Raw genomic sequence first — 15081 nt, 5'->3', positions numbered from 1 at the left:
GGCTCGTCACCCGGCGCCGAGGCGGCCGGTGGCACAGCGCAACTCTGGGGCAACTCCGCGAGCCCGCCGTAGGCGGCGCCGAGCGGCTCGTCACCCGGCGCCGAGGCGCCCGGTGGCACAGCGCAACTCTGGGGCAACTCCGCGAGCCCGCCGTGGGCGGGACCCAGCGGTGCGGCCTCGGGCGGCGGGGAGGCGCTCACGACGCCGGACCCCCGGGTGGGGCGGCCGCCGCGGTTGCGGGCAGCCCGGGTTCGGAATCGCCGGGCGGAACCCGGCGGATCGTCCCCGCGGTCGTGCGGGCGGCGTCAACCGAGGGGTCGGCGCGCTGGGTCCGCAGCGGGCCCCAGTCCAGCGCACCCTTGCTGATGAGGTACACGAACGACTCGAAGACGGCGAAGGAGAAGATGCCGATCGCCACCAGCCCGAAGAGCCCGAGCGCACCGTGGGTCACCGCCCACGGGTACAGGAACACGATCTCCACGTCGAAGACGATGAAGATCATCGCCACCAGGAAAAAACGGACCGGGAAGCGCTCGGGGATCTCGGTCTGCGAGACGATGCCGCACTCGTAGGGTGCGTTCTTGGCCCTCGTCGGCCGCCGGGGCGCCATCAGGCGCGACGCCACGAAGCTCAAGGCGCAGAAGACGACCGCCAGCACTCCGAGGGCGAGGACCGGAAGGTACTGACCCACTCCGACCTCCCCCGCCTAGGCCGTGGCGCTCTCGAACGCCTCCTGCTCCCGGCGGAACCGCAGGTCGCGCCAGTGCAGGCTGAGCACCAGGGTCAGGAAGATGAGGCCCGAACCGATCGCCACCAGCGCCGGCACCAACCGCAGGTCGCCCAGGTCGCGGACCATCACGATGGAGAAGGTGTCGCCGCTCCGGTCCGGCTCGGGCAGGGGCGGCGCCTCCCCCAGAACCTGGACCTTCGGCACTGCCGGGCGGACCTGCACGACGGCGTAGTGCGGCGGGTGCGTGATGCGCGCCGAGTTGGTGATCTTGTTGGCGACCCGGGACCAGAGGCCGCCCTCGGGTTCTGGCTTGCCCCCGATCTCGTAGGTGTCCTCGAACACGTACAGCGGGCTCACCGAGGGCTCCTCGCTGCCGTCGGGCAGCGAGACCACCGTGGGGACGAAGGCGAAGGTGTCGCGTGCGATCAGGAACGCCTCGGCGCTGGCAGCCGCCTCGCCGGCCTCCGCGGTGGACAGCAACTCCCAATCCCCCAGGTCGACGTGGCCGAGCCGCTCCGCCCACTCGATGACCTGCGGCGCCGCGGCCGCCAGGGCGCTCATCGAGAGGTTGTCGATGCGGTTGGCCTCCGCCGCCACCTGCTCGTCGAGCTTGGCCTCTAGAGCCACCTCGTCCAGGTGGCGGGGATCCTCGGGAGAGAGCAAGTCGTTGCGCTCCACCAGACGGGCGCGGATGCCGTCGGTGTCCACCGTGGCGACGGCGGCCCGCACCTCGTCCTGATCGGGCCCCGAATAGTGCAGAGCCAGCGCGATCGCCCGGGGCCCGCAGCCGTGAGCCGGCGGCGAGAACCGCCAGCCGGTCTCGGAGACCGGGAAGATCTGCCCGGTGTCGCAGTTGGGGTCGGGCAGGTCGGACACCGTGGACACATAGGCGTCCTCGATGCCGGTCGCCTCGACCCCCGCGGGGTCCGCGAACGTTCCCTCGTACTCCCACGTCGGCGAGTCACCCACATAACCGATGCCCTGCAGCCACCAGATGACCGCCATGATGGTGAACCAGCCGAAGAGCCCCGCCAGCGCCAGCAGCGAGCCGAGGCGCACGCCGGTGTTCAGCACCAGCAGCAACCAGACGGTCCCCATCAGCAGGGCCGAGGCCAGCGCCACGGTCAGGATGCCGCGGATCTCCGGCTCCCAGCTGATGCCGCCGAGGGTCACGAGGGCGTTCATACCCATGGCCTTACCCGCTACAACTGCCGCTCGTAGGCCACGATGGCGGCGATCTGTTCAGGGGTCAGCATCCCCTCGTCGCCGTGCGCCAGACAGAACTCGATGCGGCTGATGTACTCCAGGTCACCGGCGTCCCGGTCGGCCACGCAACTGCCGAACGAGGGCATCTGCCCGCCGCCGTCGCCCTGGCCGAAGTTGCCGTACTCGATGCCGTTCCGGCTCCCGGCCGCGATGAATTCCTCGTGCTCGGCGGCGGTGTCGAACTGCCTGGTGGTGGCCCCGCTGTTGAGCGGCGGACCGAAGCCGCCGCCGGCGGCGATCTCCGGCGGTACCAGCGGGTTCTGAGCGGCCACCTCGTCGGCGTCGTAGGACCAGCCGGGCGTGTGGCAGCGGGCGCAGCCGTAGACGCCGCCGTCGGCGGCGTTGTTGAACAGCAACTCGCCCAGCCGGACCGGATCGTCGGCGGCGTCGGCCAGGATCTGCTGCGCAGCTGCACCGATGTCGGTGTTGGAGGCTCCCTCGCCGAGTTGCTCGGTCGCCATCCGGCGGGCCGTCGAGGCGATGCCGTCCTGGGCCCGCTGGCGGATCTCGGGCACGTCGATCTGCTCGTGCTCCAGGTAGACGATGATGTCGTCGATCTGCTGGGTGGTGAACGGGCCGCCGCCGGCGATGCCCCAGGCCGGCATGGGCGTATTCGGGCGGCCGTACTCCATCACGTAGCGGACCTCTTCGGTGGAGTAGCGGTACAGGACCGCCGCCAGCGAGGGCACCTGCCACTGCACCTGCGCCAGGAAGAGGCCGTTGTTGTCCACCAGTGTGTGGTCGCGCAGCCCGCCGGGGCCGTCCACCGAGCCGTGGCAGGTGGCGCAGCGCTCCTCGTACAGGTGGTGGCCGCGCTCGGCCGCCAACTCGTCGCTGACCTCGATGAGGCCGTCGTGGCGACCCGGTTCACCCAGCCAGTACAGCGGGAGGGCGATGGCGATGATGACGATGCAGACCAGGCCGGCCATGAGGCCCTGATCCAGCCGGCGGCTCTCCATGTCCGCGTCGTCGGGGAGCGGCTTGCGGTTGGGCGCCAGCTCGATCTCCGAGCCGGTCTCGGCCCGGCCCGCGAACCAGTTGAAGATCCAGTAGAGCAGGAAGCCGCCGATGGCCAGCACCCCGATGACCACGCCGATGGTCCGCTGGGTGGATGCCGCGAAGACACCGAGATCGCCCATCACCGGTGGCATTACTCAGTGGCCTCGCCGATGCAGTGCGGACCCTGCGCCTCCTGGTTGGTGGTGTTGGTGCCGATGGGCGGGCCCTGGATGATCTTGCCGGTGTCCACGAGGAACTCGCCGCGGTCGTTGACCGAGGTGGCGAACTGATCCATGCCGCGCGGCGCCGGTCCGCCGCGCTTCTCGCCCACCTGGTTGTACTTGGAGCCGTGGCAGGGGCACTCGAACCACTGCGAGCTGACGCACTCCGGCACGGTGCAACCCAGGTGCGGGCACTTCCAGTACAGGGCCACCAGCCCCGCCTCCATGCCACCCAGGACTGCGGGCGAGTACGTCTCGCGAGCCTTCGCCAGAGCACCCTCGGGATACTCCGTCACCCACATGCGCCCTTCGGGCAGCTTCAGGAAGCCGTTCTCGTCGCGCACCTGGGTCTTGAGACTCTCCACCGTGCCGGCGTTGATGACCGCGCCGAAGCCGGTCACGAACGGCGGCCAGAGAAACCCCAGGACGGCGGCGCCGAACCCGGTGATGCTGAGGGTCATGAAGCCCACGATCGAGCGGTTCAGGAACTGCCGGCGCGTGACCCCGACCTCTTCGGGATCCGGGGGTGTCCAGAGAGCGTCGTCGTCGCTGGGAATCGCCGGGAGGTCGTCGGGCTCGCGCCGGGCCAGCACCGCGGCACGCTCCACCTCGCGCCCGGTGGGCGCGGTGTCCGTGGCCTCCTCGGAACGCCGTGCCAGCCGGTCACGCAACCGGGTGCGCCGCGAGAGCCGCCCCACCACCGAGCGCACCTCGCGCCGGCGGTAGGCGGCGATCAGCATGATCAGAGCCGCGGCGGCCAGGATCGGGATGACGATGGCGAGGACGATCACGGCACGTGCCTCAGAAGTCGAAGAAGAGCCCGTCTTGCCACGGGAAGATGAAGTTGAAGCCCGGACCCCTGAAGAACGAGCCGATCATGACCAGCACGGCCCAGAACATGAGGTGCACGGTCATCAGTGAGACGGCGAACTTGCGCTTCTCCGGGGCCTTCTCCTTGTTGCGGTCGATGTAGGGGGCCAGGATCAGCAGGAACAGAGCGATCCCGGGAATGGTCACGCCGGCCACCATGGGGTGGAACATCGTCAGCAGTTCCTGCAGACCCAAGAAGTACCACGGCGCCTTGGAGGGGTTGGGGGTCTCGTTGACGTTCGCCAACTCCAGCAGGGGGGCGTTCACGAAGACCGAGAAGATCAGCAGGAACGCCGTGATGAACAGCGAGGCCACGAACTCCCCCAGCAGGAGGTGCGGCCAGACGTGCACCCGGTCCTGCGGCATGGCCTTGACGTCCTGGATGGACCCCGACTTCACGACGGTCAGCAGGCGCTGGGTATGCCCGCCGGGGCCGGTGGGCAGGCTCGGCGGGGCCGGGGCGACGGGTCCGCCCGGCGCCGCCGGGGCCATGGCGGCCTGCTCGGAAGCCGAGCGTGAGCGATCCAGCAGGTGCGCGGGGATCTTCTCCTCGTCGCCGGCGGCCGCGGTGGACCCAGTCGGATCCGCGGGCGGCGGGCCGGCGTCCGGTGCCGCGGGAGCCTCGGCGGACTCGCCGGAGTCCTCCAAGCGCTCGCGGGCCTCCTTGGCGCGCCGCAGCAGGTGCTCGGGTACCTCGGTCATGGCTCGTCGATTCCTCGCACCGGCCTACAGCGGTCCGGAGATCCCGCCGTCCTTGCGGACCCGCCAGAAGTGGACCGCAAGGAAAATGATCAAAACAAATGGTAACATCAGAACGTGTAGCACATACCACCGCAGCAGTGTGTCCGTCCCGATCTCCACGCCGCTGAGCAGCACGAACCTCACCTGGTCGCCGAACACGGGGGTGAACCCCATCATGTTGGTCCCGACGGTGACGGCCCACAGCGCCAACTGGTCCCAGGGCAGCAGGTAGCCGGTGAACGACAGCAGCAGGGTGAGCGTCAGCAGGATCACGCCGATCACCCAGTTGAACTCGCGGGGCGGCTTGTAGGCGCCGTGGTAGAAGACGCGGGCCATGTGCAGGAACACCGTGAGCACCATGAGGTGAGCGCCCCAGCGGTGGATGTTCCGCACCAGCAGCCCGAAGGCCACCTCGGTCTGCAGGATGTAGATGTCGTCCCAGGCCTGCGCCGCGGTGGGTCGGTAGAAGAACATCAGGAAGATGCCCGTGACGGTCAGGAGGATGAACAGGAAGAAGCTGAGCCCACCCAGGCACAGGGTGTAGCTCACCCGCACGCCGTGGCGCTTCACCTTCACCGGGTGCAGGTGGTACAGGACGCTGTTCATGATGACGTAGGAGCGGTTCCGCGGGCTGTCGGTGTACCCCTTGCGGAAGATCGACCCGGGCCGGAAGATCGACGTCCAGGCCTGCGATCCCTGGACCTGGTCCATGAGGTCGGACGCCTTACCGCCGAGCTGGCTGCCCATGCGGCGAACGTCGTCTGCTGTGGGGAGTCTGGGAGCCAACTCGTTCCGCCCTTCTCGTCGCCGTTCGGTCGCTATGCCAGCCGCATGCCGTAGCCGTAGCCGTAGCTGACCACGCGCTGGTGGGGATCGCCGCCGGGAGGCGCTTCACCGATCTTGCCCATGATGATCACGCCGGTGGGGCAGCGGTCCACGCACAGGGCGCAGCGTGTGCACACGTCATCATCGATCGTGAAGATCACGTGGTCGCTGGGATCCGCGCCCGGTCGCTCGGTGCCGACGGCCATGTCGATGGCGTCGGGTGTGACCATGTGGATGCACTTCCACGGGCAGATGTCCACGCAGCCCTCGCACATGATGCACTCGGACTGGTCGATGTGGATGAACTGCTTGGGCTTGACCGCGGCCGAGAGCCACTCCGAGTCGACCTCGGCGAGGACGTAGTCGTCGCGGAACTCCGGCATCGGGGGATTGGCGTCGTTGGCAGCCATCAGGCCTCAACTCCTTCCCGTACCAGCGGGCGACCGTAGCGGGACGCCGGCTCGGGGACCTCCACGGGCGGGCGGTCCCGGTTCTGCCAGATGGCGTGCAGCGCCACCTGGCCCACCAGCGCGAAGCCGTAGATGACCGTGGCGACGACGTCCCGAGCGACCCGGTACGTGAGATCGAACGGCAGGGCCCAGGGCAGCAGGTTCTGGTCCGGCGCCCACCAGCCGGGCAGCGGGGGACCGACCAGCATGCGGTCGGCGCGCCAGTTCAATTCGCTGTCGGCGAACACCAGCCACCAGTGCGGCACCACGCCGTAGATCCAGAACATCAGGAAGAAGGCCAGGGTGGCGCCGACCATGGCGCCGCCCCAGGTCACGGGTGCTCCGACCGGCCGGCGGCGGGCGTAGGCGAGCAGGCCGGCGATCCCCAGGCAGCCCACGATCCACGAGGACGTGAAGGCCACATTGAAGTACGGCGGATCGGCATCGCCGGTAATGCCCAGCCAGAGGGCGAGCACACCAAACAGCAGCACCGAACTGCCAACCATGGCGCGGTTGAACCTCTTCGCCGCTAGGTCGATCGCCCGGATTTCAGCCACGCTGCTCCCTCTGGTTGACCAAGCGATGTTAGCCACGCCGGCCGCCCGAGCACACACACGAAACAAGTGCGCTCGTGAAAGTGCTCACAAGGAGTCTAGCCTGCTGTGGACATCCCGGCCGTAGCCGCGAGAGCGGCCGCACCGGCCCTCATTTGGCCGACGCTAGGATCACGCCGGCGGCTGCAGCCGCGCGCGGAGGACCATGACCGAAGTACCCGAGTATCTGCTCGAGCGATCGCGCCAGCGACGCTTGGAGTTGACCGGCGAGGCCGGACCCACCGCAGGCTCTCCCCCCGAAGGCGCGGCACCCGCAGCCCCGGCCACGGCCGGCGCGCCCGCGGTGCCCGCTCCGGCGACGTCTCCCCTGCCGGCGATTCCCCCGGCGGCGCCGGCGCCGCCGCCCCCGCCGCCCAAACCCTGGGTGCAGGCGGCCATGGGGCGCAACAAGATCCCCTACTGGGTGATGCCGGTCCTGCTGTTCCTGCCCATCTGGGTGTTCATGTACGTCGGCACCTTGGAGGAGCCCACCCGGGCCGCAACCGGCATCCTGGCCGACGGCGCCGAGGTGTACGCCGCGCAGTGCGCGGTCTGCCACCTCGCCTCGGGTGGCGGCAGCGGGACCGGCCCCCAGTTGAACGACGGTGAAGTGGTACTGACCTTCCCCGACGATCCCGAGAACCTGGGTCTGGCCCAGCACGTCACCTGGGTGGCCATCGCCACCGACGGCACCGGCGAGGGCAATCCGTACGGCTCGCCCGAGCGTGGCCGGGAGGCCGGGTGGTTCGCTGACATGCCCGGCCACTGGGACGAGTTGAGCGGCACGGAGATCCTGGCGGTCGTGCTCTACGAGCGGGTCACCCACGGCGAGAGCGACGTCGCCGCCACCCTGGCGCCGCTCGTGGACGAATTGCTGGCCGCCGGGACCCTGGAACTCCCCGAGCAGTTCGACGAGAACGTGACCGCCGGTGACGTGGCGGAGTTCCTGGCACCACTCCTGGCAGCCGACGACGGGGCCTGACCATCGCCCACCGCCACGATCTGGTCGTCGTCGGCGGCGGACCAGCCGGCGCGGCCACCGCCTACTGGGCGGCACTGCAGGGCCTCGACGTGGTGGTGCTGGAGCGCAAGCAGTTCCCACGTGACAAGACCTGCGGCGACGGCCTGACGCCCCGGGCAGTCAAGCAACTCGTCGACATGGGCCTCGGAGCCGAGATCGAGTCCTACCACCGCTTCGACGGCCTGCGGGCCGTCGCCGGTGGCCACACCCGGGAACTCCCCTGGCCCGAGCATCCGATCTACCCCTCCCACGGCTACGTGGTGCGGCGCAGCACCCTGGACGCCGCGGTGCTGGAGCACGCCCGCAAGGCGGGGGCGCTGGTACAGCACGGGGCCGAGGCCACCGAGCCGCTGCTGGCCGGCAGCCTCTGCCGGGGGGTGCGCGTGCTGGATCGCGCCTCCGGCGAGAGCAGCGACGTGGAGGCCTCCTATCTGGTGGTCGCCGACGGCGCGAACTCCCGGGTGGGGCGAGGGCTGGGCTGCCGGCGCGAGCGCTCCTGGCCCCAGGGAATGGCCATCCGCAGCTATTTCGAGAGTCCCAACGGTGACGATCCGTGGATCGAGAGCGCCCTGGACGTGCGCGACCGCAACGGCGCCACGCTGCCCGGCTACGGCTGGATCTTCCCCCTCGGTGACGGGACGGTGAACGTGGGCATCGGCCTGCTCACCTCCTATCGGGACTGGCGGAACGTGAACACCAGCCACCTGATGGAGGAGTGGGCCTACGCCGCGCCCGACCGCTGGGGGCTCGACCCTGCCGCGCCGCTGGCAGCCCCGGTGGGAGGCCGCCTGCCGATGGCCGGCTCGGTGAACCCCAAGGCGGGCCCGAACTTCCTGATCGTGGGCGACGCGGCCGGCTCGGTGAACCCGTTCAACGGCGAGGGGATCGACTACGCCTACGAGACGGGCCGCCTCGCCGCCGAGCTGGTGGCCGAGGCGGTGATCTGCGACGACGGCCTGGCGCTGTCGCGCTATCCCGAACTCCTCGAGGCCGAGTACGGCGCCTACTTCAAGGTGGCCCGGCTCTTCGCCTACGCCATCGGCCGGCCCCGCCTCATCAGCCGCCTCGTGCAGTTCGGGATGCAGTCGCAGACCCTCATGGAGTGGGCGCTGCGCATCATGGCCAACCTCATGGACTCCGACGACCCCGGCGCCCCGGAGTACATCTACAAGGCCGCAGCCCGCGCCGCCTGGCTCTGGCCCGACTGAGCCGCGTACGGCAGCGGGGGACGCCGGGGAATTGCAACGCTACGCCGGGTTGCTGAGCGCATCTAACGTGATATACTCTGAAATATGATCATAATCGTCATTTGAAGCTCCGCGACCGGACTCGATCCTCGCGTGGAGGTGCGGCGCCTCGCCCCACCTCTATGCAGGAGAGCGCTCGGTCGGGCAGACTGAGGCCGTGAGCACCGCCAGCGCCGTCGCCGTCGCCCTGCCAGCCACCGGGCTGGTCGTCGCCGTCGTCCTGGCGTCGTGGCGCCTCACGTGGCGCGGGCTCAGCGACCGCATGGACGAACAGGGGCGTCGCCTCAACGAGCACGGCAACCGGCTCGACAACCTGGATCGCCGCCTCGACGCCATCGGAAGCCAACAGGGACAGATTCTGCGCGCCCTCGGGCGAATCGAAGGTCGCCTCGGAATCGCCGACGATCCCGCCGAGGTCGCCTGAACAAACCCCCAAAGTATGTCAGGCGAGACCTCGTTCCAGCAGGCGGGCGACGAGTCGGTCGATGCGGCGGCCGAGGTCGGAACCGTGCAGCCAGGCCCGCAGTTCCGAGCGGACCGTGGTGACGGTTGTGGGTCTGCCGGCGGCGGCCCGTTCGGAGAGCAGGGAGAGGTGGAGTTCGGCGGCCTCGGCCTCCGCCCGCTCCCCCAGCTCCGCGAGTTCGACGTGACGGGCATTGGATGCGTCGAACTCCGGGATGGCAAGCCGCCACAGGTGCTTGTGGACGTGGCGGCTCCCGAACTGGCCCTTGGGCATCCATTCGCCGACTGCTTCTTCGACAGTGGGAGCGTTGATCACCGAAGCAAGGAACCGTGCTTCCGGCAATGACTCGCACGGCACACCGAAGAGCGTGCAATCAAGTACAGCGCCGGGAGCGTGCATGACGGCCGCGGTCGGCTTGCCGGATGTGGCATAGACGAGCCGGATCCCGGGTTCTGCCTCCAGATGATGGCGCAGCTTGCCCATGTAGTCGAGTTGCTCCAAGAGGTCAAGCTTGTTCCCGGGTGTCTTGTTCTCCTCCCAGAGCTCGCCGGCGGTCAGCCAGCGTTTCCTCGTGCGAGGGCCGAGGCGCACCGGGTCGATGGCACCGACCGCGTTCTCCGCTTCGCTGCGAGCGAGACGATCCCCCCGGCGCACCGGCAGCACCGCTGAGAGCGGGTCGAGCAGCACGTAAGGGGCCAGCGTCTCTCCCAGATGCACCGGCCACAGGTGATCGCTCTCGATGTGGCCCTCCAAGTCGTCGAGGCGGAGGTCGCTCCAGGGCGCTTTGTCCTTCGAGCCGCGGCGCGGGGAGACCTGCACGATGTCGGGGGCGATCGCGGTGTGAGACTCGGAGACGTTCACGAAGAACAACGCGCGCGGCACGATCGTTGCGCCCTGGCGGGCGCGCTCCGCGTACGGTGAGGCGAACTCGCCGCTTCCGGTGTCGGTGAGCGAGGCGATGCTGCGGTCGAACGGCCCGCCGACCGGGCCGCGCCAGATCGCCGACTCAGCGCGCATGGACCGCGCCTCCTCGGGCGCCACCTTGCGCGCGAACACCACGCACGACGGCACCGGGAAGAAGTCGTTGGGCTCGACCTGCTCGAGATCCCATGGGTGTCTCACCGACAGGTCCGCGCCGACGGCGTGGCTCATCGGCTCGCCTCTCCCCCGCCGTCCACCCGGAGACGACTTCTTCGGGCGGCGCCAACTACCTGTGCGCCAGCGCCGGAACTGGCCCGTCTGCAGGGCGCTGTGGGGCATCACCATCGCGGCGATTCCGCCGTCGCGCAGGTACAAGTCCAGGCAGCGCGTGTAGAACAGCCCGGAGATGTCCTGATGGGGTGCGTAGCGCCCGCCCTCCCAGATGCCGTAGGTCTGCTTGCTCAGGCTCTCCAACTCGGAGCGCACGGTGGCGTCGGTGCGGCTGTAGGTCAGCCAGGGCGGGTTGCCGACGATCACGTCCACCTTGCCGCCCTCGCTGGAGAGCCAGGCAGGGCGCACCAGGTTCCGCGTGTAGTAGGCCCAGATGTGATCCCGCCCCCGCTCGTGGAACTCCATCAGGCGGCCGATTGTGCGCTCCAGGACGCTGCGTTCAGGTCCCGCCGGGATGTCGGCCTCGTCCAAGGCGACTTGTGGATCGAGTCCGGACTCGATGTAGTCGCCGATTCGATACATGACCCCGTCGAACCAGTCGGACTGCTCCACGAGCGCCCGCGGGAACTCCAGCCGGCTCGGTCCGTCGCCGGTCGCCGGGTCGCCCTCGACCTCGATCGTGACGTTCTGGCCCGCGAGCAGGCTTCCCGTCTCGGTCCGCAACTGCAGGGAGTCACCGAGGTAGACGGGAATGGTCACATCCTCTGCGGTGCCGAGTTCGGTGATGGCGTCGCGGGCGGCGATGACCCAGGTGGCCCGGGCCAGATGGACGGCCACAGGATGCACATCCACGCCGGTGACGGCCTGTTGAAGTCCACCCACGATCTGACCGGGTGTCCGACCCGCCGACCGCGCGGCCGTGACATACCTGCGCACCGCTGCGAACAGGAACGTGCCCGAGCCGCAGGAGGGGTCCAGCACCCGCTGGTTGAGCGGATCGGTCACGGCGACCTCCACGATCTCCCGCGCCAACCAGTCCGGCGTGTAGTACTCGCCCAGCCGCTTGCGGTCCGCCGCGGGCACAATCGACTGATACAGGATGCGTGCCACGTCGGACTCCGTGGCCGCCCAGTCGAACTTCGAGACCCTTCCGGCCAGATCGGTCAGCCACCGATCGCCTCCTTCAACCTCGACGGGCCAGGCGAAGAAGTCCGACTCGACGACGCCCCTCAGGCCCGTCTCGGAGAAGAAGGTCTCGCCCGTGAGGAGTCGGGAGACGTCCTTGACCGCCTGTGACTTGACGTCGATCCCGAAGGCGGCCTGCAATGCCATTCCCACGACCGCCGAGAGGTAGGTGTGGCGGATGAACTGCCTGGCGAGGTCCTCCTCCTCGTCCACCACGGTCCCCAGCGCGGCGCTCAGCAGTCTCCGCCAGAGTTCCAACTTCACGACGACCGTCGGACTGTCTCGCGCGGCTTCGTAGAGCCGCTGCAGCTCTGCGAGTTCCATCTCGGCGCGGGGACCCTCGCCGAAGGCCCGTTGAACCTCTTCGTCTGTGGGCGCCAAGCCGCTCGCCTCGAACGCCTGGGACTCGTTGCGCAGCCATTCGTACAGGCGGTACGCCACATCGGCATCGGGGATCTCGAACCCGTACGGGGCCGCTGTCCGCACCTCCTCGATGCCCGACTGGCGGAGGATCCAGTAGCGCCCGTCGGTGAGGACCCCCAGCCGCTCCCGCTCCCCGGCCCGCGCCCGCTCACGAAGGTAGCCGTCCAGTTGGCTCACCCATTTTGGATTTGGGTTGATGCCAGTCCCGATTCGCTTCTTGACCTCGATCACGAAATCACCGGTCTGCAGGTCGATCCGGTCCTGCTCCATCCGAATCTCGTCGCGCGCCGCAAGCCCGGTGGTCACAAGGAAGTCGGCAATGGCCGACCGCACATCCGCCTCCGGCGCCACCTCTTCGTGCCGCCGAAGCATCAGCCGGGCGCTCTCGCGGAGATCCGGGCTATCGGGATCGACGAGCAGGAGGTCAGACATCCACGACTCCCGCGGAGGGCCAGTGGGCGACGAGTCTGCCCAAGCCGAGAATGTCGGCATCGAAGCAGAAGCGGACTATCGCCGGCTTCACGCGGCACGAGTGGCGCTGCGACGGGACAACTCGTACGAGCGCGCCCAGCCCACGTCGAACTCGCCCCACGTCAGGTGAGTGTCGCCTGTCGCGACTTGCCGAATCACGGGCGGATAGGTCCGACTGGCGTCAGGTCGCCCCTTTAGCCACCAGTGCAGTGTGGACCTCGGGACGCGCAGTATGTCGGCGGCGTCGGCCTCGGAATAGACCGGGCGGTCCAGAATCTCAACGCCCACGGCAATATCATGCCCGCTCGCCGGCACCGCCCGCGGCTTCGCCCCCTCGGGGACCGGACAGACGCCTCGGAGACTGCTGAGCGATGCTCCCGACGCCCGACGCTCATTCCGGCACGGCCGGAATCCAGAACCTGGCCGCCCGACCGGCGCTGGCCGTGGATTGCTCGGCACAGTCTTAGGCCGCCGGAACGCCGCCGGCAGCCCCGCCCGGGCTACCGCTGAGCATCGAGACGGAGGGCCGGGCAGCCGGGGGGCCGGGCAGCCCAGGCCGACGGCGGGTCGGGTCGCGATGACTGTGAACTGGCGGCGGTGGTGTGATCGTGGAATCGTGTTCTCCGGGTTGGATCCGCCAAGACATACCTTCGGATCGTGAGCGGGATTGGAGGACGCGAGAGTGACATCCCTGAGCGGGGAAGCGACGCTCATCTCGCCCTACGGCGGCGGGTTGGTCGACCTGATCGTCCCGCCGGAGCAGGCCGCCGAGTTGAAGGCGCGCGCCGGCGGGCTTCCCAGCATCCAACTCTCCGACCGGGCCAGCTGCGATCTCGAGCTGCTCGCCACCGGCGCGTTCTCGCCCCTCGACCGGTTCATGGGAGAGAACGACCACCGGGGCACGGTCGGCGGGATGCGGCTCGGCGACGGCACGCTCTTCCCGATCCCGGTGACGTTGCCAGTGGAGGATCCTTCGTCCATCCGACTCGACGGCGAGCTGGCGCTGCGCGATTCCCACAACGAGCTGCTGGCGGTCATGACGGTGCAGGAGGCCTACGAGTGGGACCTGGACGAGGTGGCCGGGGAGGTGTTCGGCACCCATGACCTGCGGCACCCTCTCGTGTCGGAGATGCACCGCTGGGGGAGGGTCAACATCTCCGGGCCGCTGCGGGTGCTGCAGACCCCGCCGCACCAGGACTTCTCGGCGTTGCGGAAGACCCCGACCGCGACGCGCGCCGCCCTGGCCGGTTACGGCCACGCGAATGTCGTGGCCTTCCAGACCCGGAACCCGCTGCACCGGGCCCACGAGGAGCTCACCAAGCGGGCCGCCGCCGGCGTGGACGGCGTGCTGCTGCTGCACCCGGTGGTGGGGCTCACCAAGCCCGGCGACGTGGACCACTACACGCGGGTCCGCACCTATGAGGCGCTGACCCGCCACTACTACGACCCCGACAGGGTGCTGCTGGCGCTGCTGCCGCTGGCGATGCGGCTCGCCGGTCCCCGCGAGGCGCTGTGGCACGCCATCATCCGGCGCAACTACGGGGCCAACCACCTCATCGTCGGCCGCGACCACGCCAGCCCCGGGCCCGACTCGGAGGGCAAGCCGTTCTACGGCCCCTACGACGCCGGGGAGATCGTCGACCGGCTCAGCGGCGAGACCGGCGTCGCGGCCGTCACCTTCGGTGAGATGGTGTACCTCCCCGACGATGACAGGTACGAAGAGGTCACGGCGGTTCCCGAAGGCACCCGGACGGCCTCGATCTCCGGGACGCAGGTGCGCGAGGAGTACCTGGGCCGGGGGCGGACCCTGCCCGGCTGGTTCAGTCGGCCCGAGGTAGCCGAGATCCTGGCCGAGAGCCATCCCCCCAAGCACCGCCAGGGCGTGTGCGTCTGGTTCACCGGCCTCAGCGGCTCGGGAAAGTCCACGACGGCCGAGGCGCTCACGGACCTGCTCATGGAGCATGGGCGGCAGGTCACCCTGCTGGACGGCGACGTGGTGCGGACGCACCTGTCCAAGGGGCTGGGCTTCTCCAAGGAGGACAGGGACACCAACATCCTGCGGATCGGGTTCGTCGCATCCGAGATCGTCCGTCACGGCGGGATGGCGATCTGCGCCGCCGTGAGCCCCTACAGCGCCACCCGGAACGCGGTGCGCGCCATGGTCGGCGCCGAGCGCTTCGTCGAGGTGTTCGTGGACACGCCCCTGGGCGTCTGCGAAGAGCGCGACTCCAAAGGCATGTACGCCAGGGCGCGCCGCGGCGAGATCACCGGCTTCACGGGCATCGACGACCCGTACGAAGCCCCCGAGAATCCGGAGATCACGCTGGACACCGTGCGGAACTCCGCGCTGGTCAATGCCCGCCTGATCCTGAACCACCTCGCCGGGGAACGGTTCGTGCGATCCCCCGCCGGCGAGGCAGCCCCGCCCGAAGACGCCTGAGCGGACCGGCCGTTCCGCGTACCATCGTGGCGCGGACCGACCGGA

The 15081-nt window shown here is 69.4% G+C and carries 14 protein-coding genes; 4 read left to right on the top strand and 10 right to left on the bottom strand.

Translation table 11 applies throughout. The annotated features are described in order from the left end of the window. The 9 genes from OXG55_17760 to OXG55_17720 form a co-directional block, all read right to left on the bottom strand. Window positions 1-200 (bottom strand): hypothetical protein (locus tag OXG55_17760; protein MCY4105080.1); only part of this gene is annotated, 200 nt, incomplete at its 3' end. After that, window positions 197-691 (bottom strand): NADH-quinone oxidoreductase subunit A, encoded by a 495-nt coding sequence (ndhC, locus tag OXG55_17755; GenBank protein ID MCY4105079.1) that lies wholly within the window; start codon window positions 689-691, stop codon window positions 197-199. The genes ndhC and OXG55_17760, both read right to left, overlap by 4 nt. Window positions 692-706: 15 nt before the next feature. Then, window positions 707-1921 carry a hypothetical protein gene (locus tag OXG55_17750; GenBank protein ID MCY4105078.1) on the bottom strand — a complete coding sequence of 405 codons (1215 nt, stop codon included), beginning with the start codon at window positions 1919-1921 and terminating at the stop codon, window positions 707-709. A gap of 11 nt (window positions 1922-1932) precedes the next feature. Continuing rightward, entirely contained in the window at window positions 1933-3135 is a 1203-nt protein-coding gene (locus OXG55_17745) for a c-type cytochrome (GenBank protein MCY4105077.1), read from the bottom strand. Between the two features lie 11 nt (window positions 3136-3146). After that, window positions 3147-4007: a Rieske 2Fe-2S domain-containing protein gene (locus tag OXG55_17740; protein ID MCY4105076.1), complete on the bottom strand. Its 861-nt coding sequence runs from the start codon at window positions 4005-4007 to the stop codon at window positions 3147-3149. Between the two features lie 10 nt (window positions 4008-4017). Then, window positions 4018-4788 (bottom strand): menaquinol-cytochrome c reductase cytochrome b subunit, encoded by a 771-nt coding sequence (locus tag OXG55_17735; protein ID MCY4105075.1) that lies wholly within the window; start codon window positions 4786-4788, stop codon window positions 4018-4020. A 24-nt stretch (window positions 4789-4812) separates the two neighbouring features. After that, entirely contained in the window at window positions 4813-5538 is a 726-nt protein-coding gene (extP, locus tag OXG55_17730) for a selenite/tellurite reduction operon b-type cytochrome ExtP (protein ID MCY4105074.1), read from the bottom strand. A 107-nt stretch (window positions 5539-5645) separates the two neighbouring features. After that, window positions 5646-6062, bottom strand: coding sequence for a 4Fe-4S dicluster domain-containing protein (locus tag OXG55_17725; protein ID MCY4105073.1), 417 nt, complete (start codon window positions 6060-6062; stop codon window positions 5646-5648). Further along, window positions 6062-6658 (bottom strand): hypothetical protein, encoded by a 597-nt coding sequence (locus OXG55_17720; protein MCY4105072.1) that lies wholly within the window; start codon window positions 6656-6658, stop codon window positions 6062-6064. Before OXG55_17720 ends, OXG55_17725 begins: the two co-directional genes overlap by 1 nt. Before the next feature lie 202 nt (window positions 6659-6860). Here OXG55_17720 and OXG55_17715 point away from each other — a divergent pair, with 202 nt between their 5' ends. From OXG55_17715 to OXG55_17705, 3 genes are all read left to right on the top strand, one after another. After that, window positions 6861-7676, top strand: coding sequence for a hypothetical protein (locus OXG55_17715; GenBank protein ID MCY4105071.1), 816 nt, complete (start codon window positions 6861-6863; stop codon window positions 7674-7676). Between the two features lie 20 nt (window positions 7677-7696). After that, complete coding sequence (locus OXG55_17710; protein MCY4105070.1) at window positions 7697-8923, top strand: geranylgeranyl reductase family protein; 1227 nt, start codon at window positions 7697-7699, stop codon at window positions 8921-8923. Window positions 8924-9119: 196 nt separating this feature from the next. Further along, the gene (locus OXG55_17705; protein ID MCY4105069.1) at window positions 9120-9386 is read left to right on the top strand and encodes a hypothetical protein; all 267 of its coding nucleotides are present in this window, start codon (window positions 9120-9122) and stop codon (window positions 9384-9386) included. Window positions 9387-9404: 18 nt separating this feature from the next. On the opposite strand, the gene OXG55_17700 is transcribed toward OXG55_17705, so the two are convergent. Further along, window positions 9405-12557, bottom strand: a complete 3153-nt coding sequence (locus OXG55_17700) for an N-6 DNA methylase (protein MCY4105068.1) — start codon at window positions 12555-12557, stop codon at window positions 9405-9407. 721 nt (window positions 12558-13278) lie between these two features. Here OXG55_17700 and OXG55_17695 point away from each other — a divergent pair. Next, on the top strand, window positions 13279-15036 hold the full coding sequence (locus OXG55_17695; protein ID MCY4105067.1) for a bifunctional sulfate adenylyltransferase/adenylylsulfate kinase: 1758 nt from the start codon (window positions 13279-13281) through the stop codon (window positions 15034-15036). The last annotated feature ends 45 nt before the right edge of the window (window positions 15037-15081 follow it).

The sequence above is a fragment of the bacterium genome (genome assembly GCA_026708055.1).
Classification (GTDB): Bacteria; Actinomycetota; Acidimicrobiia; order Acidimicrobiales; family CATQHL01; genus VXNF01.
The sequence above is the reverse complement of the archived record's forward strand: the minus strand, read 5'-3'. Positions and strand labels throughout refer to the sequence as shown.

Bases quoted from the DNA above. Each gene is read 5' to 3' on its own strand.
- OXG55_17750 (MCY4105078.1), bottom strand. From the start codon at position 1,921: ATGGGTATGAACGCCCTCGTGACCCTCGGCGGCATCAGCTGGGAGCCG.
- OXG55_17745 (MCY4105077.1), bottom strand. From the start codon at position 3,135: ATGGGCGATCTCGGTGTCTTCGCGGCATCCACCCAGCGGACCATCGGC.
- OXG55_17735 (MCY4105075.1), bottom strand. From the start codon at position 4,788: ATGACCGAGGTACCCGAGCACCTGCTGCGGCGCGCCAAGGAGGCCCGC.
- extP (MCY4105074.1), bottom strand. From the start codon at position 5,538: ATGGACCAGGTCCAGGGATCGCAGGCCTGGACGTCGATCTTCCGGCCC.
- OXG55_17725 (MCY4105073.1), bottom strand. From the start codon at position 6,062: ATGGCTGCCAACGACGCCAATCCCCCGATGCCGGAGTTCCGCGACGAC.
- OXG55_17715 (MCY4105071.1), top strand. From the start codon at position 6,861: ATGACCGAAGTACCCGAGTATCTGCTCGAGCGATCGCGCCAGCGACGC.
- OXG55_17700 (MCY4105068.1), bottom strand. From the start codon at position 12,557: ATGTCTGACCTCCTGCTCGTCGATCCCGATAGCCCGGATCTCCGCGAG.